The 18773-nt window shown below is 53.0% G+C and carries 24 protein-coding genes; 15 read left to right on the top strand and 9 right to left on the bottom strand.

All coding sequences use genetic code 11. From position 1 onward, the window contains the following. Positions 1-4 precede the first annotated feature (4 nt). Complete coding sequence (locus E3E26_RS00200) at positions 5-1468, top strand: hypothetical protein (RefSeq protein WP_167899416.1); 1464 nt, start codon at positions 5-7, stop codon at positions 1466-1468. Here E3E26_RS00200 and E3E26_RS00195 read toward each other — a convergent pair. From E3E26_RS00195 to E3E26_RS00185, 3 genes are all read right to left on the bottom strand, one after another. Then, positions 1458-1811, bottom strand: coding sequence for an Mth938-like domain-containing protein (locus E3E26_RS00195; protein WP_167899415.1), 354 nt, complete (start codon positions 1809-1811; stop codon positions 1458-1460). The genes E3E26_RS00200 and E3E26_RS00195 overlap by 11 nt on opposite strands. 4 nt (positions 1812-1815) lie before the next feature. Continuing rightward, the gene (locus E3E26_RS00190) at positions 1816-2325 is read right to left on the bottom strand and encodes an NUDIX hydrolase (protein WP_167899414.1); all 510 of its coding nucleotides are present in this window, start codon (positions 2323-2325) and stop codon (positions 1816-1818) included. A 100-nt stretch (positions 2326-2425) separates the two neighbouring features. After that, positions 2426-3265 (bottom strand): carbohydrate kinase, encoded by an 840-nt coding sequence (locus tag E3E26_RS00185; RefSeq protein WP_167899413.1) that lies wholly within the window; start codon positions 3263-3265, stop codon positions 2426-2428. A 123-nt stretch (positions 3266-3388) separates the two neighbouring features. On the opposite strand from E3E26_RS00185, the gene E3E26_RS00180 reads away from it, so the two are divergent. From E3E26_RS00180 to E3E26_RS00170, 3 genes are read left to right on the top strand one after another with little or no spacing between them, the layout of a single operon-like run. Beyond that, a complete protein-coding gene (locus E3E26_RS00180) occupies positions 3389-3700 on the top strand; it encodes a Gar1/Naf1 family protein (RefSeq protein WP_167899412.1) in 312 nt (103 codons plus the stop codon). A 6-nt stretch (positions 3701-3706) separates the two neighbouring features. After that, the gene (locus E3E26_RS00175) at positions 3707-4618 is read left to right on the top strand and encodes a transcription initiation factor IIB (RefSeq protein WP_167899411.1); all 912 of its coding nucleotides are present in this window, start codon (positions 3707-3709) and stop codon (positions 4616-4618) included. Positions 4619-4627: 9 nt separating this feature from the next. Continuing rightward, the gene (locus E3E26_RS00170) at positions 4628-5122 is read left to right on the top strand and encodes a metallophosphoesterase (protein ID WP_167900048.1); all 495 of its coding nucleotides are present in this window, start codon (positions 4628-4630) and stop codon (positions 5120-5122) included. Positions 5123-5154: 32 nt separating this feature from the next. Here E3E26_RS00170 and hpkB read toward each other — a convergent pair whose 3' ends face one another. After that, positions 5155-5358 (bottom strand): archaeal histone HpkB, encoded by a 204-nt coding sequence (hpkB, locus tag E3E26_RS00165; protein ID WP_012572195.1) that lies wholly within the window; start codon positions 5356-5358, stop codon positions 5155-5157. Positions 5359-5749: 391 nt separating this feature from the next. Here hpkB and rbcL point away from each other — a divergent pair, with 391 nt between their 5' ends. Both rbcL and E3E26_RS00155 read left to right on the top strand, forming a co-directional pair. Continuing rightward, a complete protein-coding gene (gene rbcL / locus E3E26_RS00160; RefSeq protein WP_167899410.1) occupies positions 5750-7081 on the top strand; it encodes a type III ribulose-bisphosphate carboxylase in 1332 nt (443 codons plus the stop codon). Between the two features lie 90 nt (positions 7082-7171). Continuing rightward, the gene (locus E3E26_RS00155) at positions 7172-7750 is read left to right on the top strand and encodes a thymidine kinase (RefSeq protein ID WP_167899409.1); all 579 of its coding nucleotides are present in this window, start codon (positions 7172-7174) and stop codon (positions 7748-7750) included. Here E3E26_RS00155 and thrC read toward each other — a convergent pair. Then, the gene (gene thrC, locus E3E26_RS00150; protein ID WP_167900047.1) at positions 7747-8916 is read right to left on the bottom strand and encodes a threonine synthase; all 1170 of its coding nucleotides are present in this window, start codon (positions 8914-8916) and stop codon (positions 7747-7749) included. The genes E3E26_RS00155 and thrC overlap by 4 nt on opposite strands. 113 nt (positions 8917-9029) lie before the next feature. Between thrC and E3E26_RS00145 the strand changes: the two genes are divergently transcribed. Continuing rightward, positions 9030-9626, top strand: coding sequence for an ArsR family transcriptional regulator (locus tag E3E26_RS00145; protein WP_167899408.1), 597 nt, complete (start codon positions 9030-9032; stop codon positions 9624-9626). Between the two features lie 54 nt (positions 9627-9680). Here E3E26_RS00145 and E3E26_RS00140 read toward each other — a convergent pair whose 3' ends face one another. After that, positions 9681-9884: a 30S ribosomal protein S17e gene (locus tag E3E26_RS00140; protein WP_167900046.1), complete on the bottom strand. Its 204-nt coding sequence runs from the start codon at positions 9882-9884 to the stop codon at positions 9681-9683. A 110-nt stretch (positions 9885-9994) separates the two neighbouring features. Between E3E26_RS00140 and E3E26_RS00135 the strand changes: the two genes are divergently transcribed. From E3E26_RS00135 to E3E26_RS00115, 5 genes are all read left to right on the top strand, one after another. Further along, positions 9995-10414 (top strand): DUF371 domain-containing protein, encoded by a 420-nt coding sequence (locus tag E3E26_RS00135; RefSeq protein WP_167899407.1) that lies wholly within the window; start codon positions 9995-9997, stop codon positions 10412-10414. An 88-nt stretch (positions 10415-10502) separates the two neighbouring features. Next, on the top strand, positions 10503-11171 hold the full coding sequence (locus E3E26_RS00130; protein ID WP_167900045.1) for a TIGR00703 family protein: 669 nt from the start codon (positions 10503-10505) through the stop codon (positions 11169-11171). Positions 11172-11459: 288 nt separating this feature from the next. After that, positions 11460-12809, top strand: coding sequence for a GntP family permease (locus tag E3E26_RS00125; protein WP_167899406.1), 1350 nt, complete (start codon positions 11460-11462; stop codon positions 12807-12809). Positions 12810-12852: 43 nt separating this feature from the next. Continuing rightward, the gene (locus tag E3E26_RS00120; RefSeq protein ID WP_167899405.1) at positions 12853-14193 is read left to right on the top strand and encodes a glycerate kinase; all 1341 of its coding nucleotides are present in this window, start codon (positions 12853-12855) and stop codon (positions 14191-14193) included. A 40-nt stretch (positions 14194-14233) separates the two neighbouring features. Further along, positions 14234-14866 carry a diacylglycerol/polyprenol kinase family protein gene (locus E3E26_RS00115; RefSeq protein ID WP_167899404.1) on the top strand — a complete coding sequence of 211 codons (633 nt, stop codon included), beginning with the start codon at positions 14234-14236 and terminating at the stop codon, positions 14864-14866. On the opposite strand, the gene E3E26_RS00110 is transcribed toward E3E26_RS00115, so the two are convergent. Further along, complete coding sequence (locus tag E3E26_RS00110; RefSeq protein ID WP_167899403.1) at positions 14867-15667, bottom strand: radical SAM protein; 801 nt, start codon at positions 15665-15667, stop codon at positions 14867-14869. Positions 15668-15705: 38 nt separating this feature from the next. Between E3E26_RS00110 and E3E26_RS00105 the strand changes: the two genes are divergently transcribed. Further along, entirely contained in the window at positions 15706-16353 is a 648-nt protein-coding gene (locus tag E3E26_RS00105; protein WP_167899402.1) for a M48 family metallopeptidase, read from the top strand. Continuing rightward, complete coding sequence (locus E3E26_RS00100; RefSeq protein WP_167899401.1) at positions 16350-16733, top strand: NfeD family protein; 384 nt, start codon at positions 16350-16352, stop codon at positions 16731-16733. The genes E3E26_RS00105 and E3E26_RS00100 overlap by 4 nt, the downstream gene beginning before the upstream one ends. On the opposite strand, the gene E3E26_RS00095 is transcribed toward E3E26_RS00100, so the two are convergent. Further along, on the bottom strand, positions 16705-17142 hold the full coding sequence (locus E3E26_RS00095) for a hypothetical protein (protein ID WP_167899400.1): 438 nt from the start codon (positions 17140-17142) through the stop codon (positions 16705-16707). The two genes, E3E26_RS00100 and E3E26_RS00095, sit on opposite strands and share 29 nt — an antisense overlap. Positions 17143-17211: 69 nt before the next feature. On the opposite strand from E3E26_RS00095, the gene E3E26_RS00090 reads away from it, so the two are divergent. After that, positions 17212-17640, top strand: coding sequence for a CoA-binding protein (locus tag E3E26_RS00090; protein ID WP_167899399.1), 429 nt, complete (start codon positions 17212-17214; stop codon positions 17638-17640). Here the strand turns inward: E3E26_RS00090 and E3E26_RS00085 are convergent. Further along, positions 17637-18731, bottom strand: a complete 1095-nt coding sequence (locus E3E26_RS00085) for a TRM11 family methyltransferase (protein ID WP_167899398.1) — start codon at positions 18729-18731, stop codon at positions 17637-17639. The genes E3E26_RS00090 and E3E26_RS00085 overlap by 4 nt on opposite strands. Positions 18732-18773: the final 42 nt, after the last annotated feature.

Below are 18773 nucleotides of genomic sequence, written 5' to 3'. Positions count from 1 at the left end.
GAGCATGTTTGAGGTTGTGAGGATACTCTACCTGGAGCTGCACTACAGACGGCTCAAAAGCAACCCTCAGATAGCAAGCGATCCCAAAAAGTTCGAGAAGCAGCTCAAAACTAGCGGGGACATAATCAGGGGTATTCTTTTCCAGTCCATCGCGTTCCTCTTCTTCGGTTTCATGATGGCGATGGCCATAAAATCCACCGGAGACAAGACCAAGGCAGTTATAATGTTCTCAACATACGCGATGCTTCCCTTTGTGATGGCTCTCTACACAACTGCAGTCAACGCCTCTTACGCTACCTCTATGGGAATTTTTGAGCCGTTGAAGCCGCTCCCAATAAAAACCGGGGCCAAATACCTCAGCCTGCTTCTCATGATTGACAACGTTCCGGCCCTGGTCGCTATGCTTCCGTCAGTCGGGGTTTTGGCTCTCAACTACGGCCTCATAGGCCTCCTGGGACTCCTCTGGATAATCGTTGGTGCGTTTCTCGGCCACGTTCTGGGCCTGGTGATATTCACATTCTTCGGCTCCGCCAGTGTCGGCGGAAGGTTCTCTGGCCTGAAGACCCTTGCGAGAACGATTGGGGTACTGCTATTCATCAGCATGTTTTACGCCCTCAACTACATCCAGGCCTACGTTTCTGAACACTATGAGGAGCTTATCCCGGTTTTTTCGCGCTATTCCATAGCATACCCGTTCTCTGTGACGTCAATACTCGAACCCATTACCTCGGTTTTAATACTGCTCGGCTACATTGCCATCCTTGCTCCCTTATACCTGGTAGTTATTCGTAGGCTGTGGGAAAGGATGGGTGAGAACCTCAAGGCCTCCCGCACTGTCGTTTCCAAGTTCAGGGCCAAAATCCTGTCCCCGGTGCTGGCGCTAACAATGAAGGACCTCAGGATAATTTTCAGGAAGAGCTCCCTGCTCGTTGGGCTTTTACTTCCCCTCTTTATTGTCCTTCCGACAGCCATCAGTGTACTGAGTTCGAGAAAGGTCAGTGAAGGGGCTGTGATGTCGGTTCTCTTTATGATAGCATGGATGGCCTCCGTCGGAATTGACACTGTTCTCAAAATAGACGGCTTGGAGTTCGAGTTCCTAAGAAGCCTGCCGATAACCCTTGGTCAGTTCGTGAGGGGGAAGCTGATAACTATGAACGCAGTTCCAATATCCGCTGGAGTAGTCCTCGTGCTCGTTGCTTCCTATCTCAACCCCTACCTCCTGAAACTAGTTCCCGCTGCAATAGTTCTGCCTCTTCTGACGTCATCACTGGCGATGACCTTCTTCTATCACGGGGAAAAAGAGCTATCCCTCCCGGAGACGAACTTTGGGCACGTCATAGCCCTGATGATACTCAACGGAATAACCCTCGGAATCGTTGCAGGAGTCTGGTTCCTTGTGGGGTATCCCTACGCCATAGGGCTTTCTATTTTAGGAGTTTTTGTTTTCCTGAAAGCGGTTAGCAGGTGACGTGGAATATCCCAAGGACTCTTTTCTCCTTTCTTAGCTTCTCGAAGAGCTCGGCCGCCTCTGGCGTTGGTATTTCGATGATTTCTTTGTCCTTGACCAGCTCCTTGCTCTCCGGCAGAAGGGAGAGCATGCCCCAGAGGCCGGTCCCAACAACGAGAACGTCAAAGTCCTCTCTCAGGTACTCCCTCAGCTCCTCTGGATCGAGCTTGTGGCTTGTCCCGTGCTTCTCCTTGCTTATCCACTTCTTTCTCGTCTCTATCCTTCCACTGGGATATATCACGATGTCGTGGGCATACTCCTTTCCATCGACGATTATCCGACCGAACTCGGGAACTTCTATCATATCTTCACCTCAGTTCCAGGGCGTCTCTCAAGATTTTACCATGATCAAACGCCAATGGAATTTCATTAATCTCATCTATCGGGACTACCATAACGTCCTTGGCGTCGTCTCCTGCCTTCAGCTCACCGGTTCCCAGAGCAAGAAACGCCACAGTTACCGTGTGTCCTCTCGGGTCCCTGTTGGGGTCTGAGTAAACTCCAATCAGCCGCAATAGTCTGACGTCGAGCCCCGTTTCCTCCTTCGCTTCTCTTACTGCAGCATCCTCAACGGTCTCTCCGTACTCGACGAAGCCCCCAGGCAGGGCAAAGTGGTCCTTAAACGGCTCATGCTTCCTCTTAATGAGCACAACACCCTCGCGGTAGAGAATTACCAAATCAACGGTTAGGCCTATGCATCTGTGAAGCTCGACCTTGAGTTCAGGATGCCTCTCGCTGAGGAACTCCTTCAGCTCCTCCCTTACGGGGGAGATATCCATTCCCTTTGGAGCTTTAACGAGGAGAACGTACCTGTCCATATCATCACCTCAGGGAAGTCCCTTCTCATCATCTTCAGCATGCTGACGTTTCATCATCGGTCGATAATAGTTCCCGCTGGGGCTTTTATAGTTTTCAATGTTAAGAAGCGTCCTCGCTCCTTTCGACTTTCACCCTCATCGCCAGCTCGTCCACATCTTCCATTGAGAAGTCAAAGCTCCTCCTCTCTAGGAACAGCCCAGTGAATGCATTTGCCCTCTTGAGCGCCTGAATGAACGGACAGCTCTTGTAGAAGTAGCTGAACGCGGCGAGAAAAACGTCCCCCGCACCGGTGGATTCCTCGACCTCAACCCTAACCGGCCGGTAGATGTACTCCCTGCCTCTTAGATACGCCCTTCCCGGTTCCGGTCCGTTGGAAGCGAGGAGAACCTCAACGTCCTCGGGCTGAAGGTTCTTGAGGTACGGAAGCTCCAATAGGTCAGCGTGGAGCACCTTGACGCCCTTGAGGAAAGAGGTTTCCCTCTCGATAAGTTCCACCATTCCAGGCTGGGGCTTTCGGATGAACCCCTGGACGTCGGCCGCCAGGAAGTCTGTTCTCCTCTTGAACGCTTCGACCGTTTCGGGAGGAATCTCGTTGGCAACGGGGTTGAGGATCACCATATCATAGCGCTTATCTGGGACTTCTGTTATTTGCTCGGCCCTAGCGAGAAGCCTCAGCGTTCTCGTGTTTCCGTCCAGGTATCTGAGCTCGTAGGCTGTGCTGGTTTTTGAGGGAATGATGTTGAGTTTTATTCCCCTCTCTTCGAGCTCCTTGATCCATTTCTCTGGAAAGTCTTCCCCCACACTCGTGAGAATCTCAACGTCGCAGAACTTCGCCAGTGCGAGGGCTGAGTAGTAGGCTCCTCCCCCGATTCGGGTTTCGGACCTCGAGCCTCTGACCACGATGTCAATGACAAGGTGACCCACGAGAAGGCACTTCATTTTACCCCGCCTAACTTCAAATATAGAGAGTGCCTTAAATAAAAACCTTTTGGAAATTCGCCGAAAAGTTTATAAGTGCAAAAGCGAAAAGCTTAAAAGGATGTATCCTTTTGGGGTGGGGCTATGAAGCGCCTGGGCAAGGTTTCTCACTATGCAAAGCAGGGGTTCCTAATTCTGCGTACGGACTGGGTTCCATCGCTCAACGAACCGGTGGTGGATAAGAAGCTCACCATGGTCGGGGTAGTTAAGGATGTTTTCGGGCCGGTTAAAAGGCCCTACGTGGCCATTAAGCCGCGCGTCAAGAACCCCGAGGAGTACGTCGGGGCTTTGCTCTACGTCGATACCAAGCGCAAAAAGGTCAAGCCGAATCACGGGAAGAAAAGAAGAGCTAAGGGCGGAAAGGGTAGACGCCCTGCCCCCAGAAAGAGGGGGTGAGAACTTTTGGCCGATAAGAATGTTTGTCCGGTTTGTGGTTCAGATAAGCTGTTTTACGATCCGCGGAGGGGCGAGATCGTCTGTTCTGTCTGCGGTTACGTCGTTCAGCAGAATGTCATCGATGAGGGTCCCGAATGGCGCGCCTTTGACCCCGATCAGAGGGCAAAGCGCGCCAGAACCGGTGCTCCCATGACATTGATGATCCACGATAAGGGCCTCTCCACCGATATAGACTGGCGCGATAGGGACATTCACGGCAACCAGATTACGGGAATGTACCGCACCAAGATGCGCAGGCTCAGGATGTGGCAGCGCAGGATGAGGATAAACGACGCCGCCGAGCGTAACCTGGCATTTGCCCTGAGCGAGCTTGACAGGATGGCGGCCCAGATGATGCTGCCGAGGCGCGTTAAGGAGGTCGCCGCCTCGCTCTACAGGAAGGCCGTCATGAAGAAGCTCATCCGCGGAAGGTCAATCGAGGGAATGGTCTCGGCTGCCCTCTACGCCGCCTGCAGGATGGAGGGCATTCCAAGGACGCTCGACGAGATTGCTGCAGTTTCGAAGGTTACCAAGAAGGAGATAGGAAGGAGCTACCGCTTCTTAGCTAGAGGTCTCGGGCTGAACCTTAGGCCGACGAGTCCGATCGAGTACGTCGACCGCTTTGGCGATGCCCTCGGCGTGAGCCAGAGAACCAAGAAGCGCGCCAAGGAGATACTTCAGGAAGCCATCAAGAGGGGAATAACGAGCGGAAAAGGACCAACTGGCTTGGCCGCCGCGGCCCTGTACGTTGCCTCGCTCCTTGAGGGGGAGAAGAAGACCCAGCGTGAGGTAGCCGAGGTAGCTCACGTGACCGAGGTTACTGTCAGGAACCGCTACAAGGAGCTCGTCGAGAAGCTCGGCATAAACGTCCCGATCTGAGGGATGGCCTTGCTGATAGCGGTGACGAGCGACACACACCACGGCGACAAGACAAAGAATTTTCCTTCCCTTCTTTTCCAGGAGCTTGAGAAGAGAGGGCCAGACCTTATTCTTCACGCCGGTGACGTTACTTCTCCGGGGCTCCTCGAAAGACTGGAGGAGTTTGCCTCTGTAATTGCAGTCAGAGGAAATGCCGACCACCTGAAACTGCCTGAGGAGCAGGTCGTTGATGCAGAGGACGTTAGAATCGGCCTTCTGCATGGCCATCAATTCTTCAGCCTCAATGCGCAGTTTTTGACCCTTAAGGCCCTCGATATGGAGGTCGATGTGCTTGTTTTTGGCCATACTCATATGTATTATTATGACACCTACTCGATCCACGGTCAGAGGGTCGTCCTTCTCAACCCCGGTTCGCCGACCTTCCCAAGAATGGACTCGGCAGGTTTTGCTTTTGTCAAAGTGGAAGGTGAGAAAGTCTCGGTGGAGCGCGTTAAGTTCTGGTAGAAAAGTCGAAAAGCAAGAAGAAAGAAAGGCCTTCAGGCCTTGATGGCGAGCTTGATGTCCTCGGCCTTGACGGTCTTCCTGCCGGCGTGGTGGGCAAGGTCGACCGCCTTCTTGGCGATCTCAAGGGCCTTCTCCTCAAGGTGCTCGGCGAGAAGCTTGGCAGCGTCCTCGCTAACGCGGGCAGCGCCAGCCTTCCTTATCAACCTGTCAACTGGGGCAATTGGCAACTCAGCCATTTTCCCAACCTCCTAAACGTTGTTTTGCAGGTATCTGCGTTTTATTCTAAGAACAAAGAGCTATATAAACTTTTCGGAAATGGGGCACTCTGAAGGCAATACTCGGCCATTTTTCAGTGGGGTGTTGAGAAATTGGACATCATTGGGTTTGTGACTTATGAACGGCTCAATACTAACTTCAGGGCGAAGTTTCGAAAAGCGATTTTAGGCCTTTAAATCAGGTTTATCAGCTGCTTGTGGTTCTTATTTCCCAAAGGGGAGCGGGAGTTTGGGTCGCTGGCGAAGGAAAAGCGCCCTTAATACGCACATGGAGGCAGCAATGTCCCAAAATTGAACCATAGCATTTTTATAGGGATTGGTGCAATCTCTGGGTTACCGAGGAGGTGAAAGTATGGTAGAGAAGTTTGAGATATACGACATATATGTAGACAAGGAGTACGAGCCGAACCCCAAAAGGGATTTGATAGCAGTTTTCAGAATAACCCCCGCCGAGGGCTTCAGCATTGAGGATGCCGCTGGAGCCGTTGCCGCCGAGAGCTCGACCGGAACCTGGACGAGCCTCTACCAGTGGTACGAGAAGGAGCGCTGGGACGACATGTCGGCTAAGGCCTACCACTTCCACGACATGGGTGACGGCAGCTGGATAGTTCGCATAGCCTATCCGGTTCACCTGTTCGAAGAGTGGAACATGCCGGGAATGCTGGCTTCGGTTGCCGGCAACGTCTTCGGTATGAAGCGTGTTAAGGGACTCCGTCTGGAGGACCTCTACCTCCCGGAGAGGTTCCTCAGGGAGTTCGATGGACCCGCCTTCGGTAAGGAGGGCGTTAAGAGGATATTCGATGTGAAGGACAGGCCCATCGTTGGAACCGTTCCCAAGCCCAAGGTCGGTTACTCCCCGGAGGAGCTTGAGAAGCTTGCCTACGACCTCCTTAGCGGTGGAATGGACTACATAAAGGACGACGAGAACCTCACCAGCCTGTGGTACAACCGCTTCGATAAGAGGGCTGAGGTGGTCATGAACGTCATCGACCGTGTTGAGAACGAGACCGGCGAGACCAAGAGCTGGTTCGCCAACATCACCGCCGACGTGCGTGAGATGGAGAGGAGGCTTGAGATACTCGCGGACTACGGCAACCCGCACGCCATGGTTGACGTCGTCGTTACCGGCTGGGGAGCTCTCGAGTACATCAGAGATTTGGCCGCCGATTACGGCATAGCCGTCCACGGCCACAGGGCGATGCACGCTACCTTCACGAGAAACCCCTACCATGGCATTTCAATGTTCGTCCTGGCAAAGCTCTACCGTGTTATAGGTATCGATCAGCTCCACGTCGGTACCGCCGGAGCAGGAAAGCTCGAGGGTGGCAAGTGGGAGGTCATACAGTACGCCAGGATATTCAGGGAGGAGCACTACGTCCCGGACGAGAACGACGTCTTCCACCTGGAGCAGAAGTTCTACCACATCAAGCCGGCCATGCCGACCAGCTCCGGCGGACTGCACCCGGGCAACCTCGAGCCTGTTATAGAGGCCCTTGGAAAGGACATCGTCCTCCAGATAGGCGGCGGAACCCTCGGACATCCGGACGGACCGAGGGCTGGAGCAATGGCCGTCAGGCAGGCGCTGGATGCCATCATGGAAGGCATACCGCTCGACGAGTATGCCAAGACCCACAAGGAGCTCGCGAGGGCCCTCGAGAAGTGGGGTCACGTTACCCCAGTCTGACGGCTTTCTCTTCTCCTTTTCGTCTTCCGTTCAACTTTTCTGCCGGAGGTCATTTAACCTCTGAGGGTATCCAATATTCGGTGGGACCACATGCATCCGGAGGGATTTCTCGAGGTCATCACTGGACCGATGTTTGCGGGCAAGACAACGGAGCTGATTAAGCGCATAGAACGCCAGATGTTTGCAAAAAGAAAGGCGGCGCTCTTCAAACCTGCCATAGACAACAGGTACAGCGAGGATGAGATCGTTGCCCACAACGGGCTGCGCTACGAGGCCTTTGTCATACCGACGGACGAGGAGGGTGTGAGGAAGATAGAGGAAATAACTAAGAGGGAGGGCTTTGAGGTCATAGGAATCGACGAGGTGCAGTTCTTTCCGATGGGCATCGTTGAAACACTCAACAGGCTTGCCGACGATGGTGTTTACGTCATAGCGAGCGGCCTGAACCTGGACTTCAAAGGAGACCCGTTCCCCGTAACCCGGGAGCTTCTCGTCAGGGCTGACAACATAATCTACCTCACCGCAGTCTGCACCGTCTGTGGAAGACCTGCAACCCGGAGTCAGAGGCTCATCGATGGAAAGCCTGCCCCCAGGGATTCCCCGGTAATCCTCGTTGGAGGAAGGGAGAGCTACGAGGCGAGGTGCAGGCTCCATCACGAGGTGCCTTAGCTCGTCAGCACTTTGCTCCAGGTGTTGATGTCTTTGAGTCCGTGGCCGGTTGCGATGATGACTACGCTTTCGCCTTTGTCTATTATTCCCTCTTCCCTCATTTTCTGAGCAAGGGCCAGGGAGGTTGCGGATGATGGCTCAACAAAGAGGCCCTCCTTTCCGAGGAGAAGGCCAGCCTCGGCTGTTTCTTCATTGGTAACTGTATCAAGGTATCCGTTGCTCTCCTTTACTGCCTTGAGAACGTTTTCTCCATCAACTGGGGCCTTGACGGCTATTGCACTGGCGATGGTTGGAACCTTTTTTGTTATCTTCTCAATGGGTTTGCCGGTCTTCCAGGCCCTAACTATTGCGTCGTAGCCCTCAATTTGGACGCCCGCTATCCTTGGAAGCTCACTGATGAGGCCAACCCGATAAAACTCTTTTAGGCCCTTCCAGATTGCCCTGAGGTGTGTTCCGGCTCCGATGGGCACTACTATCCAGTCCGGGACGTTGAAGTGGAGCTGATCGATGATTTCGAAGCCCGTCGTCTTCTGTCCCTCGACGCGATAGTGATAGTTGCCGGTCAGGTAGTAGCCCTCCTCAAGCGCCCTTCTCTCTGCCTCTGCCAGCGCTTCATCGTACGTCTTTCCGAAAACCTCAACGTTTGCTCCATACATCTTGGCCTGGACGAGCTTGCCCTCTGGGGTTCCCTCAGGAACTACTATAGTGACTTTGAGGCCAGCTTTTGCCCCGTATGCACTTATTGACGCCGCCATGTTGCCGGTTGAAGCTACTATCACTTTCTGCGCGTGAAACTCGAGGGCTTTTGTAATTTCGACACTTGAGCCTCTGTCCTTAAAAGCTCCAGTCGGGTTTTCGCCTTCGTTCTTGATGTACAGCCTCGAGATACCTATTTTTTCCTCGAGCCTCTTTGCCCTGTAGAGTCTTGTACCGCCTTCATTGAGCGTAACCGCTTTTTTAAGATTGGAAACTGGCAGGAACATCCAGTACTTCCAGACGTGCGGATGCTCCCGGAACCAGGGGTCGTTGTCCTGGATGAGGTCGGCTATGTCGTCGTAATGATAGCAAACATCCAGGGGTGAGCCGCATTTGGTGCACTTGTAGATGCCGGAGGCGAGGGGGTAAGGTTCACCACATTTGGTGCAGACCAGATTTGCCGCGAACATTGGGATCACCGAAGTTACTTCTGCCGATGCTTTTTAAACCTGGGCGTCCTAACCGAAAAGCTTAAAGTGGCCTTTTCTTACATTAAGTTAGGGAAAGATAAGGGGGTGAGATTATGGAGTCAAATAAGAACATGGGACGATTGCTTGACATACTGGGAAACGAGACGCGAAGAAGGATACTCATCCTGCTCACCAAGAGGCCGTACTTTGTGAGCGAGCTTAGTCAGGAGCTTGGTGTCGGCCAGAAGGCCGTTCTGGAGCACCTCAGGATACTTGAGAGTGCAGGACTGATTGAGGGTAGGGTAGAGAAGATCCCGCGCGGCAGGCCGAGGAAGTACTACACGATAAAGCGCGGCTTCCGTTTAGAGGTTCTCCTGACTCCATATGCCTTTGGAACCGAGATGTACGAGCCCAAGGCGCCAAGACCCACCCGTGAGTACGCCCAGGCGAGGGCGCTAATAAAGTCCACCGAGCCTGTGGAGGACAAAATTAGAGAGCTCGTGACGTTCCTCGCCGAGATCCGGGAGAGGATTGAGGAGATCATAAGGACAAAGCAGGAGCTTGAAGAGGTCCGCCTTCTCACCGAGACCTACATAGAGAATCTCCTGCGGAGAATAGCCCAGGAGAACGAGCGCGAATTCGAGAGGCTCATGCGCGAGTTTGGCCCAAGGCTCCCCAGGAAGATACTGGAAGACCTCGACGACTTTTAGAAAGCGGCTGGAGAAGGAGAAAGTTAAAGCTCAGAAAAACGAGGGATAGGGCATTCAGAGCATCTTGCCCTCTTCCTTCATTCTCACGAGCCTGGTGATGTAGCCCGCTATCCTGTTCCTGATGGTCTTACTGGTAACGTTGGTCAGCTCCTCGACCTTCTTCTTGTTGTGCTCGAAGTCCCTGGTGAACTGGTCTGGATAGCGGTCAAAGAGCTCCCTTGCAACCCTCTTAATGAACGTCTGCTTGATGTTTCCCATCATCAATCCCCCCGTTAGCTTGAGTTTGACAACCATATGCCCAATCTCGAAAGCCGTTTTAAAACTTTTCCCCGGCTCAGGCTTATAAACCCTCTCTCAAAACCTGAACCATGCTCAGGGAAATCATCCGCTGCCGGGGTCACGAGAACGTTAGGGCCACGCACAAGTCCACGCTTGAGTTCACAAAGGAGGACTACCTAACTCCGAAGGGGGATTGCATACTCTGTATTGAAGCTGACAAAGGAATAAACGACCTGAGCGAGGAGTTTAAGCGGGCGCTGAAAGAAGGAAAGAGGCTCCTCATAAGGATAAAAGTCGCTGACCTCACGGACGAAGTCCTCGCCGAGGGAAGCCCCAGGCTGATTCTCGAACATCCCTACTCCATGGTCGTCAGGAAGAGCGACTACATCGATGGAAGAACCCTTGCGATAAAAGCGAACAAAGCCGCTAAAGACATAGACAGGCGCATCGTTGAGCTTCTGAAGAACCCAAAAACTGTTGCTGAGATAGAGCTGATTATCCTCGAGTGAGTGTACTCTGTGCTTCTTTCTCCATCCCCTAACGCTGGGAAGAAACCTTTAAATACTCTCGCTATTTTATTAACCTTTGGTGATGAAAATGCTCGAAGGGTATTACATAGTTGAAAACTCTGGCGTTGTCCCTGCCGAGAGGAGGTTCCGCTTTAAGGATCTCAAGGCCTGGGGCTATGACCTTCACCTCGGAACGATAGAAGGTGAAAGGGCCTACTTTGTCTCAAAGGCTGGTGAGAGGCAGGAGGGCGAGACCTACACTGTTAGGGGCAAGGAGTACCACATTGACGAGACCCAGAAGGCAATACCGAAGAACGCAAGGCTTCTGGCCAGAATAGTAATTGGAAAGGGTCAGCCCTATCTCGAGTTTTGGTTAGAAGAGGAAGAGCAGATCTTTCCATTGGCTAAGGAAGACCCCAGGATAATCCTCCACCGCTTCTGGACTGGAAAGGGCTTCAAGCAGCTTGAGAAATACGTCTGGTCAGTGGGACTGACCACCGACTTCTTCAAGGACAGGGTTTTTGTTAAGAGTCTCCCGCTGCCCTACGAGGAGTACCCACCCAAGGTCAGGCGTGTCCTGAGAGAAGTCAGAGACCTCCACCGCGACATGACCGGCTTCGGAAGGTTCGTCTTCCAGTACTACGGCGAGGAAGGTAAGGCCCACAGCTACCGCCTCTGGTGGCTCCTGCCCACGATACACCTCTTTGACGTCGAGGTGGCCAACGAGGTGGACAAGGTTCTAGCTATGCTGGACTGATTCAGTTTATTTTCTTCCCCTATTATCCATCCAACGGCAAAGGTTAGATCTACGAGAGATTCTGTCTTCTGGGAACCCAATGTAATTTGAACGTTAATTTTCTGTAGTTAATAAAGTCGCCTCAAGCACTATTTTTGTAACACAATGTATTGTTAATAATTTGGCGTTTTGGAAAGTGGAAATTTATCATAAGACCAAAAGTAATGACGGCTTTTATTGTCTGTATGGAAAGATTTATTTGGTATTTAAGCAATAGAATTTTTGCCCTTTCGGGCAGGAGGGTATCCCATGGTTTCGGGGCAGATACTGCTGCTATTGCTGGCTATATCGGTTGGTCTAATTGTTTTGTTTACAGGGAAGTACAAAGTGCATGCATTTCTGGTGCTTCTAGGAGCAGCATACTTTGTGGGGATATTCTCGGGCCTCGGACTTTCAGAGACAGTAAATGCAATAGCCACGGGCTTTGGAGGAACCCTGAAGTCGATAGGCATAGTTATTGCAGCTGGAACAATAATTGGATATATTCTCGAAAAGTCCGGTGGAGCACTGTCCATGGCAGAGGCCGTTCTCAAGGTTATTGGGAAGAACAGGGTCCCACATGCGATGAGTATAATCGGATACATAGTCTCAGTGCCCGTGTTCTGTGACTCGGGATTCGTTATCTTATCCCCACTCAACAAGACCCTGACCAAGCGTGCGGGCCTTTCCATGGCGGTTACTGCCATTGCACTGAGCACGGGTTTATACGCTACCCACACCCTGGTGCCACCAACGCCGGGTCCAATTGCAGCCGCTGAGAATCTTAACGCGGATCTCGGACTTGTAATCGTGCTGGGACTTATTGCCTCGATACCTGCTGCCATCGCTGGCCTCTACTATGCAATGAAGGTGGGAAGCAAGATACAAATCGAGCCCGACATAGAGGAGAGCTATGAGGATCTCATGCAGAAGTACGGCAAGCTGCCACCAGCCAAGTGGGCGTTTGCCCCCCTGGTTGTTCCAATACTTCTCATCGTTCTCAAGTCGATAGCTGACTTCCCATCTCATCCCTTCGGAACGGAGACGCTCAAGAACTTCCTTGATTTCATTGGTCACCCAATAACTGCACTGCTGATCGGTGTCCTTCTGTCGTTTAAGCTGGTTGAAAAACTCGACGAGAGCATCTACGGGCCCAATGGCTGGGTCGGAGAAGGTCTAAAGAACGCTGCAATCATCATCTTGATCACCGGCGCTGGTGGCTCCTTTGGGTATGTTCTGAGGGAGACTGGAATAGGTGACTACATCGGAAGCACTCTGGCCGCATACAATCTCGGACTTCTGCTGCCGTTTGTTATAGCTGCGCTCCTTAAGACCGCTCAGGGATCCTCAACAGTTGCAATAATCACGACCTCAGCGCTTCTGTCTCCAATGATGGACTCACTGGGACTTGGATCTCCCTACGGCAGAGCGCTGGCAGTTTTAGCGATCGGTGCCGGTTCCATGGTCGTAAGCCACGCGAACGATAGCTACTTCTGGGTGGTTACGCAGTTCTCCAACATGGACGTCACCCAGGGCTACAGGCTCCAGACAATAGCAACCTTCGTTGAGGGTGTCGTAGCGGCCATAGTGATTTTAATCATGGGCGCGATTCTTCTTTGAGCTGGCCTTCTTTATTTTTTAACTGAGGGGGAGAGGTGGTATGATGGGTACTGGCTTATCCCTATTTCCTAAAGGTGATCTCCAGAGAGCGGCCCTCGAAATAATGAACGCCGCACTTAAGGCGGCCGATCCCTACTTGGCTGTTAAAAGGGCGCTCGAGTACCGCGAGGATAGGCTCTATGTGAATGGAAAGTCCTTCAATGTTCCAGGCAGGGTCTACCTCCTCGCTTTCGGCAAGGCTGCCTGTGCGATGGCGAAGGCCGCCCACGAGGTTCTCGGTGAGAGGATAGCGGAAGGCCTCATCGTCACAAAATACGGATATGCTGCAAACTGCGTGGACGACCCGAAAATCACGGTAATCGAGGCGGGCCACCCAGTCCCCGATGAGAACTCTATGAGGGGCGCGCTGGCTGGCGTTGAGCTCGCGGAAAAAGTTGGGGAAGATGATTTACTTCTCGTCCTGATTTCAGGTGGAGGTTCGGCTCTCTTTACTCTCCCCGAGGACGGCATAAGCCTCGACGACAAGATACAGACGAACGAGCTTCTTTTGAAGAGCGGGGCGAAGATTTATGAAATAAACACCGTCAGGAAGCACATCTCAAAGGTGAAGGGCGGAAAACTGGCAAAGCTCGTGAAGGGGACGGTTGTAAGTTTAATCCTCTCGGATGTCGTCGGTGACCCCTTGGAGGCCATCGCCTCTGGACCAACTGTGAGCGACCCCACCACCTTTGAAGATGCTCACAGGGTTCTGAGGCTCTACGGCGTGTGGGACAAGCTCCCGGAGAGTGTTAGGGAGCACGTAGAAAAAGGCCTCCTGGGGGAAGCAGAGGAGACCCTCAAAGAAGATCTGCCCAACGTTCACAACTTCATAGTGGGGAGTGGGGCGATAGCGTGTGAGGCCGCAAAGAGAAAGGCCGAAGAGCTCGGCTTTAATGCCCACATCCTGACGACCACCCTTGAAGGCGAGGCAAGGGAGGTAGCGCTCGCAATCGGCTCGCTGATTCAGGAGATAGCCTCGAGAAACCGGCCCTTTGAGAGGCCCGCTGTTCTGATAGCCGGCGGTGAGTGGACAGTCACGATTGAAGGGGAAGCTGGTCTCGGCGGCCCAAACCAGGAGTTCGCGCTGAGCATAGCGAGGAAGATAGCTGGCTTAAACGCCGTAGTTTTGGCCCTTGACACCGACGGAACCGACGGTCCCACCGATGCCGCCGGGGGAATTGTTGACGGATCCACCCTTGAAAATCTCAAAACGGCTGGAATAGATGTGGAGGAAGTCCTTAAGAAACACGACGCCTACAGGGCCCTCGAAAAAGTAGGTGCGCTCCTCAAAACCGGCCCGACCGGGACGAACGTCAACTCGCTGGTGATAGCAGTGATTCCGTAGAAGATATAAATCCTTCCGCTGAACTCTAGAGGGTGAAATCATGAACCGTATATCTCGAAGGGAGCTGATAAGAAAGGCTTGGCATATCTCACCGGGAATACTGGGGGCTCCGATAATCGTCTTCACGCCAAGGTGGGTAACGCTCTTGGTGGTGTGGGGTTTCGCATTCCTCTACACTCTCCAGCATCTCAAGCTCAGGAGGGGCTGGCGCTTCACCATCCCTGTAGCAGACCTGAGCTACCGCCAGATGGCGAGGGAGGACGAAGCCGACAACTACCTGGGGAGCTTCCTTTTCTGGGTTACGATGGCGATGATATGTTCAATCTTTCCGAAGATAGCCGCCCTCTCGGCGCTGTGGGTCTCGACCTTCGGCGACTGCTTCAATGCGATAGTAGGCCGAGCCGTGGGCGGGCCGAGAATCCCGTGGAATGGTAGAAAGACCATCATTGGAAGTGTCACCATGTTCGTGGTCTCTCTGGTCATGCTGATTTTTGCCCACAGAGTCCTTGGTATGCAGTATTCCCTCCCGTTCCTGGGACTGGTGGCCATGATTGCGGTATTTCTGGAGAGCCTCCCCATCCCGTCGGCCTACGACGAGTTCACAGTTCCATTTGCAACTGCCCTCCTGATATGGCTCGCCTATGGTGGAGAACTGCTTGGTGTGACGTGGTGATCAGAGCGGGACGAACTCCCACCCCTCCCTGTGGGTCTCTACCCCCTCCGTTTTTATGTCGAGCCCTTTAATTTCTTCCCTCAGCTTCGAAATGAAGCGCGTGAACTTCTCGTCGTCCGTTAGAATCACGTAGCTCTCTGGGTAGTTCTCCCGCAGAACCCATTGGAACTCCTTTCCGGAGGCCCTGAGGTTCAGCACCTCGAAAAAGTAGCGGTCCGCGAAGCCCCGGGTCTCCTCTACGATGGTTCTGACATCGGTAACTCCTGGGATTATGGGGCTGACGAAGACGTAGGTTCTTACGCCCTCATCGTAAAGCCTCTGGAGCGCGGTGATCCGGGCCTTCTGAACGGGCGCAAGCGGTTCAAAGAGCCTCTTTTCCCTCCCCTCAAAGCCGTTAATCGTCAGGCCGACCTCTATCGAGCGGAACTCCCGGAATAAGTCTATGTCGCGTGTGACCAGCGGAGACCTCGTCAATATGGACAGCTCGTTTCTCTTGTCCATGTAGCTGAGAACCCGCCTAGTTAGCTTCAGTTCGGCCTCTATCGGCTGGTAGGGGTCGCTGACGGTTGACATCACAACGCTCCCTCGCACCCGCTTCCTGGCGAGCTCCGGTGCGTTGGTCTTTACCTCCACCCAGCTTCCCCACTTCCCATAGTCCCTCCACCGGCACAGAAACTTGGCGTAGCAGTACCTGCAGGCGAAGGCACAGCCGACGTACTGGTTCACCGTCCAGTTAACTCCTGGAATCTTCGAGCGGGTGTAGATGCTTTTGGCTTTTCTCTCGAGGACCTCAACTTTCATAAGCTCAGCTTCTTACTTTTCCTTAAAAGGTGAGCGGGATGGACTACGAGCTCCGCGTGAGGCCGGTGAAGTACGCCCGGCTTGAGGTCAGGCCGGATGGAAAGGTAGTTGTTACGGCCCCGTCCGGCTTTGACGTTGATTCCTTTATTGAGAATCACAGGAAGTGGCTTGAGGAAAAACTTGCTGAGGTTGAAAAAGCCAGGAAAGAAACGGAGAAGGGCTTTCCGATCAACGGCAGGTTCTACCACGTCATCCATGGTAGAAAGCCGAAGATACACGACCGGTTCGAGACGGTCGTTCTCCCTCCGATGCCTGAACCGATGGTCTCGCTCCTTAGGGAGCGCCTCAGGAGGGAACTCCACGAACTTATCGGTGAGTACTCCCGGAAGATGGGCGTCGAACCCGGAAAGATCTACGTGAGGCTCGGCAGGAGCAAGTGGGGAAGCTGCTCTTCGAGGAAAAACCTGAGCTTCAACCTCCGTCTCATAGTCGTTCCGGAAAATCTGAAGCGATATGTTGTTGTTCACGAGCTTGCTCACCTGAGGTATCTCAACCACTCAAAGGCCTTCTGGGAGCTCGTCGGAAGGTTTTATCCCGACTACAAAACCGCCAGAAGGGAGCTCAAACACTGGTGGCGCGTGGTTGAGCTGAACGAATACTGGCGCTGGCTGGAGGGAAGGACATGAAGAAGGGAAATATTCTCAAGCTTCTCGCGTTGATGGTAGACGAACTTATCGTGGCTGTTCTGCTTTTAATCGTCCTCCCCGCAATGGGCATAAACGTTCCCATCAGGGGCGTGCTGGTAATCTTGGGCGTGCTCCTGATCAAGGACATAGCCATTGCCCCGTTCCTCCTCAAGACCTTCGACAGAAAGGTGGAAGTCGGCGTTGAGGCGTTGATAGGCAGGACTGCGGTGGTTGTTGAGGATTTAACGTCCGAAGGTCTTGTCAAGCTCGAAGGCGAGCTCTGGAAGGCAGAATGCATAAATGGAACTGCCAGGAGAGGTGAGGAAGTGAAAATCGTTGCCGTTGAGGGCACTAAGGTTCTCGTGGAATGCCCAGAGTAGAGAGAACCATCGCGACGTCCTCTGGCCGGTTCGTTGTGAAGGAAACGCTCCAGCCATGTTTCTGGCGTATCGTGACGCAGCCTTTGGCGGGGAGGTTGAAGTGTATCATTCCATAACAGCTCGTCCACCCTCCACCAACCCTGAAGCTGGCGATGTTCTCAACCGGTATCGTTTTTCTGACGATGAGCCCTATTACTCCGCGCAGCCTTATCTCGCGCTCATCTATCTCTATCCTCAGCACCATGACGTCAAGAAGGATTATCACCACTGCCAGAGTCGAGATCAGCATTATCTCAAACCCTTCACCTGCCAAGTATGTCCCATAGAGTCCAGCGAGCATGCCGACGATTGGAGCTAGCATGATGAGCTGAAAAGCTCTGTTTGAAACCGTCTCTTCGTAGAGTGCCATTCTCTCACCAGAGAAAAGTCCCCCACTATCCCTTTAAAGTTTGGCTTCCAAACTTCCTATGGTGATGGTATGGTAAGGGTAATGCCCGTCGACAGACTGACTGATGATGACATTAAGGAGATACTTGCCAAGTACCGGAAGATAGCCCTCGTTGGGGCTTCCCCGAAGCCAGAGCGCGATGCGAACGACGTCATGCGCTATCTGCTTGAACATGGCTACGAGGTCTATCCGGTGAATCCGCACTACGAGGAGGTCCTCGGCAGGAAGTGCTATCCGAGCGTTCTTGACATCCCCGATGATATTGAAATCGTTGACCTCTTCGTCAGACCGGAGTTCACGATGGACTACGTCGAGCAGGCGATAGAGAAGGGTGCCAAGGTCATCTGGTTCCAGTTCAGAACCTACAACAGGGATGCCTTCAAAAAGGCGAAAGAAGCGGGACTTATAGCAGTTGCCCACCGCTGCATAAAGCAGGAGCACGCGAGGCTTATCGGTTAGCCCCGATACCTCAGCACGTGGATGTCCCTCACCAGCTTGTGCCTCTCCTCGTAGTCGGTGTATTTGCCCAGGACCTCAAAGCCGAGTTTCCCGAGCCACTTCCTGTCTTTTCTATATATTCCACCGCTGGAAAGCCTGTAGGCTGGGAAGACGAAGACAACCCTTCCGTTCCTCTTGAGAACCTCACTGAAGCTCTCGAAAACCGAATAATAAAATCTGTCCAGCTCGTTGGCGAGCTTTATCGCCTCCCCTCTGCTCGGGTTCCTCTTGAGGGGCTTGCCGAGGTAGGGTTCCGTGACTATGGCATCGAACCTTGTCCTGAAGCACCTCTTCAGCTTCCTAGCATCGCAGACTTCAAGATGGGCCGAGTTCTTAAGGTGGAACTCCTTCCTCAGCCACGCTAAGTTTTTCTTGGCGTCTCTAATGGCTTTCTCGTCCCTGTCGCTTCCGTAAGCTGAAAGCCCCTGGAGGACGAACTCTTGGACTATCGTTCCTATGCCGCAGAAGGGGTCGAGGAAGTTGCCTTTTCTCACCTCACTCAGGTTCACCATTATCCTCGCCAGTCTGGGCGGAATAGAGAGTATCGGCCTCTGAACCGGCCTCTCGACGTCAAGCTTTTTCAGCTCAAAGGGGTCGGTGACCTTAATCGTCTCTCCGACCCAGAGACTCTCGCCGAAGAGGAATACAAAGTCCTTAGTTTCTGGAAAGCCCTTGAGGATGAGCTCGGCCGGCATGGCGTAAACTTTGGCAGGTTTGAAGAACTTTGAGGGACCCTCGACTTTGAATTCCTTCTTTATCTCGCTCCCAATCTTCCGCCAGAGCTTCCAGTCGCTCTTCCCGTAGAGGCTCACCGTGAAGAGCTTTGAGTATTCAAACTCCCGTATAGTTCCCTCTCCCTCGCCGAGTATCTTAACCAGCTTCAGCGAGCCCCCAAGCCACCTGAAATACCTTTCCACGTTGGGATCAGCCTCGAAGACCAGCCAGTCCCTCCCGCTCTCGACGGACCTAATCCTTAGATGAAACCTCCTCGCAAAGGTGTGAAACTCTGCCTCGCTGAGGCGGGGATTCTTACCGAATATCACTGCGTACATGGTCTCTCCATGGAGTCAAACTCTTAAAAAAGTTCCGAGGGT

The sequence above is a fragment of the Thermococcus sp. LS1 genome (assembly GCF_012027395.1).
Lineage (GTDB): Archaea > Methanobacteriota_B > Thermococci > Thermococcales > Thermococcaceae > Thermococcus.
The sequence above is the reverse complement of the archived record's forward strand: the minus strand, read 5'-3'. Positions and strand labels throughout refer to the sequence as shown.

Coding starts and splice junctions, on each gene's coding strand:
- E3E26_RS00135 (WP_167899407.1), top strand. CDS start 9,995: ATGCTCAGGGAAATCATCCGCTGCCGGGGTCACGAGAACGTTAGGGCC.
- hpkB (WP_012572195.1), bottom strand. CDS start 5,358: ATGGCTGAGTTGCCAATTGCCCCAGTTGACAGGTTGATAAGGAAGGCT.
- E3E26_RS00195 (WP_167899415.1), bottom strand. CDS start 1,811: ATGATAGAAGTTCCCGAGTTCGGTCGGATAATCGTCGATGGAAAGGAG.
- E3E26_RS00155 (WP_167899409.1), top strand. CDS start 7,172: ATGCATCCGGAGGGATTTCTCGAGGTCATCACTGGACCGATGTTTGCG.
- E3E26_RS00200 (WP_167899416.1), top strand. CDS start 5: ATGTTTGAGGTTGTGAGGATACTCTACCTGGAGCTGCACTACAGACGG.
- E3E26_RS00145 (WP_167899408.1), top strand. CDS start 9,030: ATGGAGTCAAATAAGAACATGGGACGATTGCTTGACATACTGGGAAAC.
- E3E26_RS00130 (WP_167900045.1), top strand. CDS start 10,503: ATGCTCGAAGGGTATTACATAGTTGAAAACTCTGGCGTTGTCCCTGCC.
- E3E26_RS00190 (WP_167899414.1), bottom strand. CDS start 2,325: ATGGACAGGTACGTTCTCCTCGTTAAAGCTCCAAAGGGAATGGATATC.
- E3E26_RS00095 (WP_167899400.1), bottom strand. CDS start 17,142: ATGGCACTCTACGAAGAGACGGTTTCAAACAGAGCTTTTCAGCTCATC.
- rbcL (WP_167899410.1), top strand. CDS start 5,750: ATGGTAGAGAAGTTTGAGATATACGACATATATGTAGACAAGGAGTAC.
- E3E26_RS00100 (WP_167899401.1), top strand. CDS start 16,350: ATGAAGAAGGGAAATATTCTCAAGCTTCTCGCGTTGATGGTAGACGAA.
- E3E26_RS00185 (WP_167899413.1), bottom strand. CDS start 3,265: ATGAAGTGCCTTCTCGTGGGTCACCTTGTCATTGACATCGTGGTCAGA.
- thrC (WP_167900047.1), bottom strand. CDS start 8,916: ATGTTCGCGGCAAATCTGGTCTGCACCAAATGTGGTGAACCTTACCCC.
- E3E26_RS00120 (WP_167899405.1), top strand. CDS start 12,853: ATGGGTACTGGCTTATCCCTATTTCCTAAAGGTGATCTCCAGAGAGCG.
- E3E26_RS00110 (WP_167899403.1), bottom strand. CDS start 15,667: ATGAAAGTTGAGGTCCTCGAGAGAAAAGCCAAAAGCATCTACACCCGC.
- E3E26_RS00085 (WP_167899398.1), bottom strand. CDS start 18,731: ATGTACGCAGTGATATTCGGTAAGAATCCCCGCCTCAGCGAGGCAGAG.
- E3E26_RS00115 (WP_167899404.1), top strand. CDS start 14,234: ATGAACCGTATATCTCGAAGGGAGCTGATAAGAAAGGCTTGGCATATC.
- E3E26_RS00180 (WP_167899412.1), top strand. CDS start 3,389: ATGAAGCGCCTGGGCAAGGTTTCTCACTATGCAAAGCAGGGGTTCCTA.
- E3E26_RS00105 (WP_167899402.1), top strand. CDS start 15,706: ATGGACTACGAGCTCCGCGTGAGGCCGGTGAAGTACGCCCGGCTTGAG.
- E3E26_RS00125 (WP_167899406.1), top strand. CDS start 11,460: ATGGTTTCGGGGCAGATACTGCTGCTATTGCTGGCTATATCGGTTGGT.
- E3E26_RS00140 (WP_167900046.1), bottom strand. CDS start 9,884: ATGGGAAACATCAAGCAGACGTTCATTAAGAGGGTTGCAAGGGAGCTC.
- E3E26_RS00090 (WP_167899399.1), top strand. CDS start 17,212: ATGGTAAGGGTAATGCCCGTCGACAGACTGACTGATGATGACATTAAG.